Here is a 14788-nt window from a genome sequence, read left to right as displayed (position 1 = left end):
TGCTTATTCTGGAGCCAGATAGCGCTGAACATGCATCTATCAATAAATGGAGCCACGGTAAGCCGTGGCTCCACATTGGCGGGGTAATGAATTACCGGTTGGCTGCCAGTGCCGAAACCAGTTTGTCAGTCGCTTTGCTGATGACACCGGTTACAACCTTTGCGTATTTATTCGGATCGGCAGTGAGTTCAAAGCGATCTGTGTTATGTATTTTAGTGCCACTCTTCGTCATCCATGAAAGTGCAGTCAATGCCACATCGCCAGCTTTGTCAGTTGAGGAGGTGACATTCTTGAGTACGCCAACTTTTTCAGTATCAAATACCGGCTGACCAAGTGTGGCGTATGCGACGGTGTTGGGGCAATAACCGTTGCATTTAGATGCTTCTAAGCCGTAAAAAGTCATCATTGATCCGGGAGTCACCGTGGTGGTTTGGCCAACATTGATAGAGGTGACCACGAAGCCAGCGGCTTTGTTGAATGACTGGCTCAGGTAGCTGACATATAGTGTTACATCCATGACAGAGGTGTTGAGTTCTTTCATGATCTTATTGGTTTCGATCATACGCGTGATGCTTGCATCGGATACGCGCATTCCGCTTGGGGTAACATAAATGGCATCAGGGCCAAACAGAGCCTCATCTTTATATTGCGTATTGGTCTGTTTGATGGCGCTGTATGTTTTGGAGCGGTTCAGCGCAGATGTTGGTAGTACATTAAAACCTTTCTGTTTCAACTGGCTTACAAAATTTGCATATGCCTGATCAGTTACTTTCTGTAGCAGTGCAGAATCAACACCAACCAGCGTTGAGTGAATGATGTGTTTGTCGCCGGAACCGTTTGTATAGCCACCTGGCGTTTGCTCGGTATAAAAGGCTACTTTGAAGTAAGGTACTGCAACATTAACCTCTCCTTTAACGGCTTCTTTGCCTTTAAGTTCGATGTCGCTGACTGTAGAGAGGCCGAGCAGACCGCCTTTTTCTACCGTAGGGGCGACATCATTCGCTTGCTTGGCCCCGGCACAAGCGGAAAGAGCAAGTATTATCGATGTAAGAATAACCAGGCGCATAAATTTCTCCTTTTTATGATTTGCGTTAGAACAACAGACGAGCTACTTTGAAAAGTGTCAGGGCTGAGTATGTCTCTGTTGACTTGAAATGCACCCCCTCGAATAGGGGGGGTGATTGAGAAAATGAAGCGTGGTTATGTATGGCGATGGTGTACAAAATAATTATTTCAGTCAGTACAGGTAAATCATATCCAATAATTGTTTTGCTCTGGAGGTGTGTATGAGAATAGTGAAAATATGCATGTTGTTCATGGCTGTCGTTTTCTGTTTATCTGCGACTGCCGAGGCTTATGACAGGCAATCAACAGACACAGTGTATGAATATCTGGCCAAGAAATGGGTCTATTACGATATGGATGGGCAGGAAATAAGAGTCAGTAAACTATCATCGCAATGGGGATCTTCCGGTAATACTGTGATCGTCAATGGCACGAGTATTGATCCAGCGTCGGTGTTTGATAAAAAAGGACGCAGTATTATCAATCCGGCTAAACGAAACCGGGCCGAACCTGTCATCATTGTTGGCAAGGAGCCTGGAGTGTTGCGCGGCATTACTGATGCGCACAATAAAAAACGCAGCGTCACAGGGGGCGGGCTTCCCGATCTGATCTGGGATGAGGATATCGCTGCATATGCTCAGACATGGGCGAATCAGTTGCAGCAGCAGAATGATTGCAAAATGAAGCATCGACGCGGCACAGATAAACAACGCAAATACGGTGAAAATATTGCTTGGGCCGAAGGCATGGAGATGGAGCCGGAGCGTGTTGTCGGCATGTGGTATGACGAGATTCAGTATTATGATTATAACACGAATAGTTGCAGTGGTGCCTGTGGTCATTATACGCAGGTAGTATGGAGAAATAGCCGGAAGGTGGGCTGTGGAATGGCTAAATGTGATCACACTGAAGTGTGGGTTTGTAATTATGATCCTCCAGGTAACTGGAGGGGTAAAAAACCTTACTAAGATCAAATTGATCTCTCGCACCTTACTAGGCCGGGATGCTGGAGAAAAAAGAGTCCCTCCCCCCTGATCGAGGGGATGTGCAGTTAAAATAGGATGATATTGTTTGCGCACTTGTTCGTTCAAAAGGAGTGCGTGTGAATAATTCAATGATAAAACAATATCTACTGCTATTGGTGGTATCAGCTTTGGTCGTTTCTTGTGGTGGAGGAGGCGCTTCAACAGGGCTGACTACCTTAACAGGTACAACCGCTACAGGAGCCCCGATTGCTGGCTTTGTATATGTCAGGGATGCAAAAGGAACAGAAATTAATATCGCTACAGGAGTAAATGGTAGTTTTGCTCTGAATGCTACAGGAATGACACCTCCCTTTATGATTAAGGTTGTGCCGGCTAATGGTGCTCCTGCACTTTACTCCTATGCGAGTTCCGTCACTCAAACAGTGAACCTTACGCCTCTAACCAATATGGCCATGTTTTTAGCCGGAGGGAGTGTTGATCTGGCGACGCTGTATGCCGCATGGAACGGTACAGGTATCACTGCGGCGACTATTTTGAATGCGCAAAAAGCGGTGAATGCCAATTTCACGACGCAAATAACAGCTGCGGGCCTTGATCCAACGACATATGACTTTTTTACAACTGCTTTTTCTGCCAACGGCACCGGTATTGATGGCATGATGGATACCATGCAAGTCACTGTTACCCCTGGAACTGGTATTGGCATTAAGATCAACGCTAAACCGTTCGTATTCAATGCAAAGATAAGTATTGCCGGTATTAATATCGCGGGTGGTGCCGCAGCAGGTGCCGGTGGTGGTACATTAACGATTGCCGGTGACCCTATGCTTCCTGCAAATGTGAATTTCACGGCTGCTGTTTATACCAATAATGTTTTCTCTACCGATGTGGTATGGACATTTATAGATGCAGTGGCTGGAAAGACACTATCTGTTACCGTGGTGCTGGCACATCCGGGTGTAGCTGCGAATCTATTTCCAGGGGCTTCACTGGCTTATTCGACCGGTGGTATTCCCCCAACTACGTACTTCAATTGGGGTGCAACCGCGCAGGCAACTGCTGGTCTTGTAGTCGACCAGAAGGCCAGAACAGCAACGTTTACCAATGTTCAGCTTCCAGGAATGACGCAATTGCCTGCCAATACTGCGATTGCAACAACAGTTACAGTCAATGGTACATTAACATATTAATAGATTTCGTCTAAGTCCGTCCATTATCACGTTTGTGGATGGATTTAGACGGTTTCATTTCATGTTGTTTTAAAGCATGTTTAAGAAGAAGGCGACCGATTTATCGGTCGCCTTCTTTTTTGTTTAGGTCTCATACTGTTTGTGTTGATATGCAGAGGCAGGGGGCACAAAAGCGGTCAAATTGGCTATTCAGCGCTTTGAGGGTTGCTTTAGCGCAAGGGCTTTGCGGATTCCAGTGTTTAGAACAATAGAAGAAATGAGCCGCTCAGAGAGGGGCATAATGTACTGCTCATTCTCTACAATGAAAATTATCTTCACTTTGCAACATCCCGGGGTACTCTGTTTTCTTAAACTGGATGTTAGGCATTGAGACTTGATGATTTTCCCCTCCGATCTCATGAGACAATTTGCATTGGATATATAGTGACACCAAAATAGTAAGCGTGTCAGAGTGTTATTGAGTATTCAGTGATATGAATGGATACCCCGGGGTCGATGGGGAGAGGTGTTAAATGAAATGTCGAACTCATATTGTCGTTCTCGCCTTGCTTCAATGCGTATCATTGGCATTAATTTCTTCAGCATTCGCTGAGCCTCTCGCTAGTTCATCCCGGCATGCGCTGGCACCGCTTGCCCCGCAAGGGCGGTGGGTGGTGCAACTTGAAAGCCGGAGCAACACCTACGATCAATGGTATGATAACAGCGGGAATCTTCATGCACTGGGCTCTGAACTGAATGCTGTCAGTTTGGACAACGCCATATTTCCAGCCCTGACTCTTTTTGGGCCGGGTGCTTCACTAGGCACGACCAGTTTTAGTGCTTCAACAAGGCTGAAAAGGGCACAACTAACACTGGGCTATGGTATTACAAAAGATTTAACGGTTGGAATAATTTCTAATTATGGGGAAACAAAGACAGATACACGTTTTTCTGTGCGAAATGGCAATATAGGTTTTAATCCGTTGTTTAATCCAGCGATTGCCATCGGGCCTGCGAATTTCCCATTCGCTCCTGTAGGGGCAGGAGCACTGGCTCCCATGACGGCTTCTGATATAAATGTCATTCTCACAAACCCAGCCTTTGGCTATGCGTATGAACCAATAGCATCTACGAAGACACGTGGTTTTGGCGAATTTATTATGGGAGTGTTGTGGCGCTTCTACTCTGGCAGTTATGGGACTTTGGTTGCTGGATCGGGCTTGCGTATGAGTTTGGCAAACAATGACAATCCAGATAATTTGTTTGATGTTCCATTGGATGATGGAAGTAATGATGCACTATTACAATTAGAATATTTCAATGATTTTGGAGACCTACTGGATGTTCGTGTTATGACAAAACGCACGATTCAATTCAAAGATCATGTCACGAAGCGCGTTCCAGCTCCCGGACAGTTGCTGGCGACTGCAGCGAGCAAGGAAAATCTAACACGCAATCTGGGCGACTTTTGGGAATATGATGTCGAGTTGGGCGTGCATACTGGCAACTGGCGAGCTGCCGGAACATGGCACCGTTATATAAAAAGTAGAGATAGCTTTGTGTCAGCGCGAGGACAAAATACAGCAGCCTTGTCAGCGTTTACTGATATAAAAGCGGATCAGTGGCGGGCCTCTGTTTCCTGGAGTGGTATTGAAGCCTGGCAACAGAAAGTGATTCCTTTACCGATAATCGCCAAGCTTGAATATCAGAAAACATACAAAGGAAGAAATATGCCCAAGGTAACTGATATCTATATGCTTCTAACAACTTTTTTCTAATATGATCACTCTGGTGTGATTATTTTAATGCGATCAGCGCTAAGCCATTCCTAATCTTACAGCTTCCATTGCAGCTTCTGCTCTGGAATGAACACCAAGCTTGCGGTAAACATTTTTAATATATTCAGAGGCTGTGAAATAACCAATACCCATGAGTTTAGCACACGCTTTCGTTGTCATCCCTTTGGCTAAATACTGAAGAATTTCTTTTTCTCGCGGTGTTAATGCGACGGCTGGATTATCACTATGACCAAGGTCTTTATGGAAGTGCTGTAACATTCGCGAAGCTATTTCCGCTGAAATTGGCGGTTTTCCATCCAGAATGCCTCGTAGCATGTCAGTAATCTCTTCTATCCCTTCATCTTTTAGGATAAAGCCATCTGCTCCTGCTTGTAGCGAAGGAAACAGATGTTGATCATCTGCATATATCGTGGCTATGACGCATGGGCATGCACTATTGATTTGTTTGCTGCTGAACACCAACTCAATACCTGAACCGTCTGGCACATGAAGGTCAGAAATTACCAGCCCATAAATGTTCGACGTGAGCATCTGCTTGGCTTTTTCAACGCTGGCGGTCACATCAATGTCAACATCCTCACCAAATGCCGAGATAATTGCATTACTCAGCCACTCCTGGGCGTGAGGATGATCTTCAAGCAGTAATACTTTGTTTACTTGCAATTGATTTATCATGATTCAACGGTATGGCCCAAAGAACACAGCACTTTTTTGATCGATATATTTTCCATTTGATTACCCCTCCAAGTGATGCAATTCGTTTTTTCATGTTTTTGATGCCATGCCCGGATTCACTAATGATGCATTCAGAGTCCACATCATTTTTGATCGAAATTAGCATACAGCTATCGCTGTATCTCATACTAATACAGATATTTTTTCCACTGCGGTATTTAAGGGCGTTTGTCATAGCCTCCCTCAACACAAAGCTAACTTGAGTGGCAACCTCCGGACTAAGAATGATCTCAGTAGCAGTATTCCAGCTTGGCCAAGAGATCGATACACCAGCCTCTATTGCTCTTTTGACACAATCTTTACGCCAGATCAACATCATGCTTTTGCATTGAATTTCTTCAGAATCACCACTTTCAATGATTTTTCTTAATTCAGTCATTGCTTCACGCGCAAGCGTTCTTTGCTCATTGTTCTCGCTTTTATATACCAGCGATAAAATTTTTGCGCCTAAATCATCATGTAAATCTCGAAAAATTCTAGATCGCTCTTGTAGAATGGCCTGATGTCGTTCCATATCTGCAATCAAACGCATGTCACTTTCGATCTTCTTTTGGGCTTCTGCTATGCGCGTTTCCAGTGTCAGGTTTGTATGTTCCAGTGCTCTTGAATTCATCGCAAAGCGATGCACGAGCAGCGATAAAATACCCATCGTCATCAGGATGGGTGTATAGGTGAGCCAAGGCTGAGACACTCCACTATGAACGGTAATCAGATCATGACCTCCGGATATACTTATCAGGAGAATACATCCCCATACAAGGTAGAGTGCGCCACTTTTTTCACGCTTTAGATAAATGATAAGCTCAATCAGTGCTGCAACTCCGCCAATAAAAGCGATGCCATGCCAGAACTTTGCCGTAAGGAAAATGGATTGGGGTTCAACAAAAAAGATCAGAGGTATAAATCCAAATCCCAGTGCACAGATAATCCTGTCGCTTCGAGGCCATGGATGGCCGATTAGGAAGTGGATGAAAACGGCCATTAATGCAGGAATCCAACCAATGGAGATCTGCATGACACACTCCCAAAGATAGGTGGAAATAGGAATGGAAACGATCACATTGTTCAGATAACTAAATCCTGCAACCAGGTTGACGATAGCGAACCAAAGATATTCTCCTTCCCTTCTGAGCAACCAGAGGAAGAAAATAATGATGCCTACAAGAAATGATATAAAGACAGTTGCGAGATTGATTCCATAACCGGAGAAGTATGCATATTCGTAGGTATCTTGCAGGGTATTCAAGGCCCCAACCTGCACGTGATCAAGAAGCCCTACGGTGCCGGGTTGGGAGGTGACGATTCTGATTTGGATGTTGTTGATGCCCTCTTTGATCAAGCTGGCGGGCAAGATGAAAAACATGGGTGAATGCCAGTGGCGTGCAACAGGAGTCTCTGTTCTGCCGCCGTTGCCGATGAGTTCACCATTTAAATAAACCGTTGCATTCATGTTTAATCGAGGCAGGTATATTGATAGATTTTCGTCGCTTCGTTGTTGTTGCCAGGTAAGTTCAAACCAGCCGCTGGAGTAGTCGGTTGCATTCCATTTGTGGGGTAGCAACACCGTTTCAGCATTTTCAAACGATGGCGGTGCCTTAGACGTTGAAGCTATAAATTGTGCGCTGTTTATTTCAATGATGGGTGCATGTTGAGATTCATTGGCAATGACTTCATCTGCAATAAATAGCAAAACCAATGCTAGGCAAAGGGTGACGCTGGCAAGGCATTTACGAGTCAATAAATACATAAGTTACAATATAGAGACCAATAGTTGTTTATGCACAACTATATCTTGCTTTCATTGTTATTCAGACGATGAGCTTATCCGCCTTAAAGATGCGGCTGCAATGAGATAAAAATATAATTTACAGCACTGCATATTTAGTCCTCTATGAAGCCATCCATAGAGCATATAGAGAGGGTCGGAAGAGGTCGTAATTAGGCTTTAGAAAAAAGAAAAGCCACCATTGCTGGTGGCTTTGACTAGCTGGCGGAGAGAGAGGGATTCGAACCCTCGGTACCATTATAGTACACACGCTTTCCAAGCGTGCTCCTTAAGCCACTCAGACATCTCTCCATGCCTCATTTCTGAGGGCGGCGGATAGTAGGGTGATATTACTGACATCGCAAGCGTGTGATGAAATTAAAAAGCGGATGTTTGCGTGGGCTTATTCTGAAAGGAGGCCGGTGATCCATTTGCCAATATGGTTGATTTCTTCCGGGCAGACATTGTGTTGCATCGGATAGCTGTGCCATTGTACGTCATAATCCTGATCTTTCAGTTTCCGATATGAACGCTCACCCAGGGCATATGCCACCACTGGATCATGTACGCCATGGGCCATGAAGATAGAAGTCTCCTTACTATTGCTATGCCACGTGTCTGTTTCAGTGGGCAATAATAGATAGCCTGAAAGTGCCGCAATGCCAGCCAGGGGGGTAGATTGACGCAGACCAACATGAAGGGCCATGGCGGCACCTTGAGAAAAACCCGCCAGAATAATGCGGTGAGTAGGAGCGCCTTGCATCTGTTCTTGTTCAATGAGCATTTGAATGGACTGAGCTGATTGCATGATACCATCGCGATCATGTTCGATGCCAAGGTCGCTTTGTTCGATGTCGTACCATGCAGGCATGATATAGCCACCATTCAGGCTGACCGGCATGGATGGTGCATGCGGAAAAATAAAACGCACAGCGAGCTCTTTTGGCAAGTTCAGTTGAGGTACGATTGGTTCAAAATCATGGCCGTCAGCGCCCAGACCATGCAGCCAGATTACGCTGGCTTGCGGATTTTCACCCGTATCAACAGTAAGATGGGAAAGGGGATGTAGTGTCATGTGGCAATCATGCCGCAATAAATAGTTTGTGTCTTTGTCGCTTTGTGGTTCACTTAGGCCTATGGAAAAACATATACATATTCTTGGTGTTTGCGGTACTGCCATGGCGGCGATTGCAGCACTGGCAAAATCACAGGGTTGGAACGTCACGGGTTCAGATGCGGGTGTATATCCCCCCATGTCTGATTATCTACAGGAATTGGGTGTGCGCATTGCGCCATTTGATGTGGCGAATTTGCAGCCTGAACCAGACCTTTGTGTGATCGGTAATGCTATGAGCCGTGGTAATGTTGAGGTGGAGGCTATTTTAGATGCGGGCCTTGCGTATTGTTCAGGGCCTGAGTTTGTTGGTAATCATATTTTGCAGGGCCGACATGCTGTGGTGGTGGCGGGAACGCACGGTAAAACGACAACTTCCTCGTTGTTGGCGCATGTCTTACAGGTGGCAGGAGCCGAGCCCGGTTTCTTGATTGGTGGTGTGCCCGAAGATTTTGGTGGTGGAGCCCGACTTGGTGCAGGTGAAACCTTTGTGTTGGAAGGTGATGAATATGATACCGCCTTTTTCGATAAGCGTAGCAAATTTTTGCACTATCATGCTCGCACACTGATTTTGAATAATCTGGAATATGATCATGCCGATATATTCCCTAACCTTGAAGCTATCAAAACACAGTTTCATCATTTAATACGTACTGTGCCGGCAACAGGTACGATCATCGCCAATGCCGATGAAGAGCATGTGTCCGATGTGCTGAGACGTGGTTGCTGGACGCCCTTGATTGCATTTGCCCGTTATGGCCATAGCGGGGCTGAGTGGCAATGGGAGACAAGCGCTGAAGATGGTTCATCGTTCAGGTTATATCATCATGGTGATGTGGTCATTGAAACTACATGGCACATGATTGGTGTACACAATGTAGCCAATGCTTGTGCTGTATCTGCTGCAGCAACGTCGCTGGGCATTCATGCAGATACAATTTGTGCAGCCCTGAGCTCATTCTCAGGTATTCGCCGTCGTATGACACTGGTTGGCGAAACACGCGGCATTAAAGTATTTGATGACTTCGCCCATCATCCTACCGCCATTGCGGGTATGGTGACGGCGGCTAAAGCCAGTATGGTGCAAACAGGTAGTCATGGTAAATTATGGGTCATAGTAGAACCGCGGTCGAATACGATGCGCACACGCATTCATCAGGATCGTTTGCCACTCTGCTTTGATGCTGCAGATCGTGTGGTGTTTGCTGAACCATCGCGCCGTAATTTGAAACCGGATGAAATACTCGATGCACAAGCTGTCTGTAATCAGATTGGATCGCATGCCCGTTTGCTCGGTTCTGTGGCGTCTATTGTAGATTATATTGCCGCTGGAGCAGAGCCGAATGATCACATTCTGGTGCTGTCAAATGGTGGCTTTGATGGCATTCATCAGCGTTTGCTGGATGCGATGGAAGCGGTTTAAATCATTCAACAGATGACAGCTTTTGTATTCAAGGCCACTTTTGGCTAGTATGAGCTCGTTTTTGCGAACATCAACATTGGAGGGGATATGCCAAGTACAATGAACAATATTGCCAAACAGGGAGACCATGGCGCAGCCATGATGCCTGTGATTCAAGGCGTAGGTCGTGCAGCTATTGAGATTGCTGCGGTGCTGCGCGGTGCTGTTTTTAGAGGCGCTTTGGGCGGAGCAGGTAGTGAAAATATACAGGGCGAGCAGCAGCAAATGCTGGATGTGTTGTCCGATGAGATCTTTCTGGAAGAGATGCGCTCAACCGGCTTTATCTGTGCGGTAGGTTCTGAAGAACAGGAAGAGCTACTGGTGATTGAAGAATATTCACATGCCGATTATTTGGTGTTGGTTGATCCACTTGATGGTTCATCTAATCTGGATGTTGATGGTCCTGTTGGCACGATCTTCTCCATTGTGAAGCGTAAAACAGCCAATTCAGAGCGTCCGCACGTTTCGGATACATTGCAAAGTGGTCGTGAAGTGATTGCCGCAGGTTATGTGTTGTATGGCCCATCATTGATGCTGGTCTGTTCCGTGGGTGACGGTGTGCATGGTTATACCTTCAATCCTGCAGTTGCTCGCTTTGAATTAAGCCATCCTGATATGCGTATTCCGGAGACCGGTGGATATTATTCAGTTAATGAATCCAACAAGAGTGATTGGGCTGACGGTATGGGCGATAAACTCATTGCTATGAAAGCTGAAACAGGTCTTGGCATGCGTTATGTTGGCGCCATGGTGGCAGATATGCACCGTACTCTACTTAAGGGTGGCGTGTTTTTATATCCAGCCGATAGTAAAAATACAACTGGTAAACTGCGTTTGCTATACGAAGCGATTCCGATGGGCTTTGTTATGGAACAGGCCGGTGGTAAAGCCATGAGCAGTGGTATCGCGATTCTTGATATTGAGCCAGAAGCTCTGCATCAGCGTGTACCTGTTTATCTTGGTTCTAACACCAATGTAGACGCGCTACTGGGTTAAGTGCCGGAAAAAGCACTCTTTCTCGAAACGTATTTAAGGGAAATCGGCGTGCATACGCCGGTTTCCCTTCTTTCTTTCGGGCCAGAGAAAACCAGCGAATATATTCATCCTGATGCGCAGCACAATGATACTGCTCAGAATGTAGAAATTGATTCAGCCAATTTCAAGACACTGGATGCATTGTGTGAAGATGCATCCAGCTGCCGGCTTTGTGCATTGGCAGATACACGTACTCAGGTTGTCTTTGGAGCTGGTAATTCTCACGCGGATCTGTTGTTTGTGGGTGAGGCGCCCGGGCAAGATGAAGACCTTCAGGGTGAGCCGTTTGTTGGCCGTTCCGGTCCACTGTTGGATCGCATGTTGCATGCCATCGGTATGGACCGTGATAATGTTTATATAATGAATAGCATCAAGTGCCGTCCGCCCAATAATCGTGATCCAAGGCCGGATGAGGTGCAGGCGTGCAAACTCTGGTTTGAGCAACAGCTGGATATTATTCAGCCTAAAATGATCTGCTTGCTGGGTCGCGTAGCGGCGCAAACGGTACTTAAAACGGATGACACGCTGGGTGCGTTGCGTGGTAGCTGGCACGAATTTCAGGGTATTCCGGTGTGGGTGACCTATCATCCTGCTTATCTGTTACGTTCTCCGCGTCAGAAGCAAAAAAGCTGGCAGGATATGATGCAGTTAAAGCTTCGTTTCCAGGCATTGAAAATCTCTGAATAAATATTCACCATCTCCTCGAAAATGGGGGTTTATAGGTCAGACCCTGGATTCCTGATAGAGGAACTCGGGAATGACTGCTTGGTGAACAGTGCTGAATAATAACCCAGAACGTAAGAAGTCGGAGTGCCTTTTTTTGCCTTTACTTTGCGTCACTCTGCGTCCTTTGCGGTGAATGTTTTTATCTGTTTAATACGATTGCCCTATAGGGCCATGAATCCTTGCTTCCATTCATTGGGCTGATTCTTAGGGTTGCTCCATGAATATTTCATCTGACATGGCCTCGGACGGGCCGATTACAGACAAACACCCCGCTGATCTCCCTCTCGATCTCATTCAGGCCGCATTGCAAGAAGATGCTGTATTTGATGATCTGACAGCCGTTGCGACGATTGCTGCTGATATGGTTGGTACGGCGACCATTACTGCCAAGTCGGCAGGCACACTCTCAGGTGTATCACTGGCAAATGCTGTGTTTGCAGCTGTGGACGCAAGTATAGTGTGTGACTGGCGCTGTGCTGATGCGGATCGTGTGCAAGTAGGGGATCTGATTTGTGAACTGCATGGTTCAGTACGTTCATTGCTGGCAGCAGAGCGCACCGCCTTGAATTTTTTACAACACCTGTCGGGCATTGCGACGGCGACCGGACAATTTGTCGATGCTGTTGCGGACACGGACTGCAAAATTGCAGATACGCGAAAGACTACGCCGGGTTTCCGGCATTTGGAGAAGCAAGCTGTATTGCATGGCGGTGGTGTAAATCATCGCATGGATTTACGCAGTGGTATGCTTATCAAGGAAAATCATATTGAAGCCTGCGGTTCGATTACCGATGCCATTCATGCATGCTATCAGGCTGGGCATGACAGCTGGATTGAAGTGGAATGTGAAACACTGCAGGAGGTGAGTGAGGCGGTTGCCGTTTGTCCTGACATTATTTTGTTGGATAATATGTCACCAGCGACCGTTTCGCAGGCCAGGGGCCTGGTGCCTGATTCTATTCTACTTGAAGCCAGTGGTAATATTACCCTGCATAATGCCCATGATTATGCCTTGACGGGTGTCAATCGCATTGCCATTGGAGCAATCACCCACTCCGCACCATCACTTGATCTATCCATGCGTATTATCAACGCACAACAGGATGCGAATGCATCAGGCGCGTGAACATATCCTGACCCGACTGGGGATGAGCGGTTCTCCTGTTTCAGGTGATGATTTAGCAAGGGAATTGGGGCTGTCGCGTACGGGGGTATGGAAACATATTCAAGTACTAAAAAAGAGCGGTGCCGATATTCAGGCACATGCAGGCAAAGGTTATGTGTTGAAATCGAATGTGTTTAGCGCAGGTCTGTTGCAGGCAAAGCTTTCTACCCAGCGTATTGGCCAGCATGTGCTGGTGTTGGAAGAGACCGGTTCGACCAATCAGGATATTATGCAGCAGGCAGAAGCCGGTGCTGATGAAGGCTTGGTTATTTTTGCTAACCGGCAGTTGAGTGGTAAGGGGCGTCTAGGACGCCGATGGCACACGATGCCTGAATCGCTGGCTGGAAGCGTGTTGTTGCGGCCTGATTTGGCACCTGAACACGTGCCGCAGTTGTCATTGTTGACGGCTGTAGCGCTGCACGATGCATTAAGTAACTATGCTCCGGATATACGTATCAAGTGGCCCAATGACCTGTTGTGCGGCGGTGCAAAAGTGGCCGGTATTCTTACTGAGATGCGGGCGGAGCCCGGTCGGGTAAATGCTGTAGTACTCGGTTTTGGTATTAACTTGAAATCACCAATGGATGGTTGGCCTGCTGATATCACGCAAAAAGTGACAGATATGGAGAGTATTTCACATCAGCGTATCAACAAGCTTGAGATTGCTGTTGCTGTGTTGAGTGCATTGGATCAATGGTATGAGATATACCTGAAGCATGGTTTTGCTCCGTTGCGTAAGGCTTGGTGGCAGGCGCATGCAGCGTCGGGCGATAAGGTGCGCGTGCATCATGGTAATGGTTATATTGAAGGTGTGGCGAGTGCTTTGGATGATGATGGGGCGCTGCTATTGAAAACCGACGCGGGTGTTCAGCGTATTATTGCCGGAGATTTGGAATTGTTATGATTGAAAATGAATTGTGCGGAAATGAGAAGAGCGAAAAAGATATGAATCCAATCTCTGTGGAAAAGCAGCAAAGGCTACTGGTGGTGGATATTGGCAACACGCAAATGGTATTTGGACTGTTTGAGGGGGATATGCTGATCACCCACTGGCGTCTATCCAGTGAGCGTCAACTTACATCTGATGAATTGGCTTTGCAGTTACACGGTATGTTCGAACAGTCGGGCCTGGCCGCTGATCAGGTGCAGGGTATTATGGTTGCCAGTGTGGTGCCGCATCTGGATGTGACGCTGGCAGATGCTTGTCAGCGTGTTTGTGGTAAACGGGCTATTTTTGTCGGTTCTGCTGATGTGAAAACCGGTATGGCGGTGGATTACAAAAACCCTCGAGAGGTCGGGGCAGATCGTATTGTGAATGCGGTTGCCGCGCGTGAGTTGTTCGGTTCGCCGGCCATTGTGATGGATTGCGGTACAGCGACGACATTTGATATGATTTCACCGAATGGTCATTACGCCGGAGGGCTTATTTTGCCGGGCGTTGAGTTGGCACTTACGGCACTATGTCGTCGTGCTGCCAAGCTGCCGGAAGTCTCGATTCAACGCACTGAAGTGCTGATTGGGCGTGATACCACCAGTAGTCTGCAGTCCGGTAGTTACTGGGCGGCGGTGGATGCTATCTCTGGCCTGATTAAGCGATTGAAACGGGAGCCCGGTTATCTACATGCTCCGGTGATTGCTACCGGGGGGCTGGTTTCACTACTGATTGCTGATTTGCCCGAGGTAGATCATCACCTGCCTCATCTGACATTGTCCGGTTTGCAATTGTTGGCGCAAAAGCATTTTGTTGCGCGTGTTGCATAGCACCTT

13 protein-coding genes and 1 tRNA gene are annotated in these 14788 nt (G+C 46.8%); 9 read left to right on the top strand and 5 right to left on the bottom strand.

Annotated features, from left to right (window positions below):
- Window positions 1-91: 91 nt before the first annotated feature.
- Complete coding sequence (locus tag D8Y20_RS06050) at window positions 92-1066, bottom strand: hypothetical protein (RefSeq protein ID WP_121542143.1); 975 nt, start codon at window positions 1064-1066, stop codon at window positions 92-94.
- A gap of 220 nt (window positions 1067-1286) precedes the next feature.
- Between D8Y20_RS06050 and D8Y20_RS06045 the strand changes: the two genes are divergently transcribed.
- The 3 genes from D8Y20_RS06045 to D8Y20_RS06035 all read left to right on the top strand — a co-directional run bounded on the left by D8Y20_RS06045 (window position 1287) and on the right by D8Y20_RS06035 (window position 4998).
- Complete coding sequence (locus tag D8Y20_RS06045) at window positions 1287-2033, top strand: CAP domain-containing protein (RefSeq protein WP_201265551.1); 747 nt, start codon at window positions 1287-1289, stop codon at window positions 2031-2033.
- A gap of 134 nt (window positions 2034-2167) precedes the next feature.
- Window positions 2168-3241 carry a hypothetical protein gene (locus D8Y20_RS06040; RefSeq protein ID WP_147434027.1) on the top strand — a complete coding sequence of 358 codons (1074 nt, stop codon included), beginning with the start codon at window positions 2168-2170 and terminating at the stop codon, window positions 3239-3241.
- 563 nt (window positions 3242-3804) lie between these two features.
- On the top strand, window positions 3805-4998 hold the full coding sequence (locus tag D8Y20_RS06035) for a hypothetical protein (RefSeq protein WP_147434026.1): 1194 nt from the start codon (window positions 3805-3807) through the stop codon (window positions 4996-4998).
- A gap of 39 nt (window positions 4999-5037) precedes the next feature.
- On the opposite strand, the gene D8Y20_RS06030 is transcribed toward D8Y20_RS06035, so the two are convergent.
- From D8Y20_RS06030 to D8Y20_RS06015, 4 genes are all read right to left on the bottom strand, one after another.
- On the bottom strand, window positions 5038-5694 hold the full coding sequence (locus D8Y20_RS06030) for a response regulator transcription factor (protein WP_121542139.1): 657 nt from the start codon (window positions 5692-5694) through the stop codon (window positions 5038-5040).
- The gene (locus D8Y20_RS06025; protein ID WP_147434025.1) at window positions 5654-7501 is read right to left on the bottom strand and encodes a hypothetical protein; all 1848 of its coding nucleotides are present in this window, start codon (window positions 7499-7501) and stop codon (window positions 5654-5656) included. The genes D8Y20_RS06030 and D8Y20_RS06025 overlap by 41 nt, the downstream gene beginning before the upstream one ends.
- A gap of 241 nt (window positions 7502-7742) precedes the next feature.
- Window positions 7743-7831: transfer RNA gene (locus tag D8Y20_RS06020), tRNA-Ser, on the bottom strand.
- Window positions 7832-7922: 91 nt separating this feature from the next.
- On the bottom strand, window positions 7923-8594 hold the full coding sequence (locus D8Y20_RS06015) for an alpha/beta hydrolase (protein WP_121542137.1): 672 nt from the start codon (window positions 8592-8594) through the stop codon (window positions 7923-7925).
- A gap of 61 nt (window positions 8595-8655) precedes the next feature.
- Between D8Y20_RS06015 and mpl the strand changes: the two genes are divergently transcribed.
- The 6 genes from mpl to D8Y20_RS05985 all read left to right on the top strand — a co-directional run bounded on the left by mpl (window position 8656) and on the right by D8Y20_RS05985 (window position 14782).
- Window positions 8656-10056 carry a UDP-N-acetylmuramate:L-alanyl-gamma-D-glutamyl-meso-diaminopimelate ligase gene (gene mpl / locus D8Y20_RS06010; RefSeq protein WP_121542136.1) on the top strand — a complete coding sequence of 467 codons (1401 nt, stop codon included), beginning with the start codon at window positions 8656-8658 and terminating at the stop codon, window positions 10054-10056.
- Between the two features lie 87 nt (window positions 10057-10143).
- Window positions 10144-11091, top strand: coding sequence for a class 1 fructose-1,6-bisphosphatase (locus D8Y20_RS06005; protein ID WP_121542135.1), 948 nt, complete (start codon window positions 10144-10146; stop codon window positions 11089-11091).
- A gap of 48 nt (window positions 11092-11139) precedes the next feature.
- Window positions 11140-11817, top strand: coding sequence for a uracil-DNA glycosylase (locus tag D8Y20_RS06000; RefSeq protein ID WP_236075283.1), 678 nt, complete (start codon window positions 11140-11142; stop codon window positions 11815-11817).
- 256 nt (window positions 11818-12073) lie between these two features.
- A complete protein-coding gene (nadC, locus tag D8Y20_RS05995) occupies window positions 12074-12982 on the top strand; it encodes a carboxylating nicotinate-nucleotide diphosphorylase (protein WP_236075282.1) in 909 nt (302 codons plus the stop codon).
- Complete coding sequence (locus D8Y20_RS05990; protein ID WP_236075281.1) at window positions 12960-13925, top strand: biotin--[acetyl-CoA-carboxylase] ligase; 966 nt, start codon at window positions 12960-12962, stop codon at window positions 13923-13925. The genes nadC and D8Y20_RS05990 overlap by 23 nt, the downstream gene beginning before the upstream one ends.
- Entirely contained in the window at window positions 13922-14782 is an 861-nt protein-coding gene (locus D8Y20_RS05985; protein ID WP_236075280.1) for a type III pantothenate kinase, read from the top strand. Before D8Y20_RS05990 ends, D8Y20_RS05985 begins: the two co-directional genes overlap by 4 nt.
- Window positions 14783-14788 lie beyond the last annotated feature (6 nt).

The sequence above is a fragment of the Mariprofundus sp. EBB-1 genome (genome assembly GCF_003665155.1).
Classification (GTDB): Bacteria; Pseudomonadota; Zetaproteobacteria; order Mariprofundales; family Mariprofundaceae; genus Mariprofundus.
Note: the sequence above shows the minus strand (reverse complement) of the source record. Positions and strands in the feature narration are given on the sequence as shown.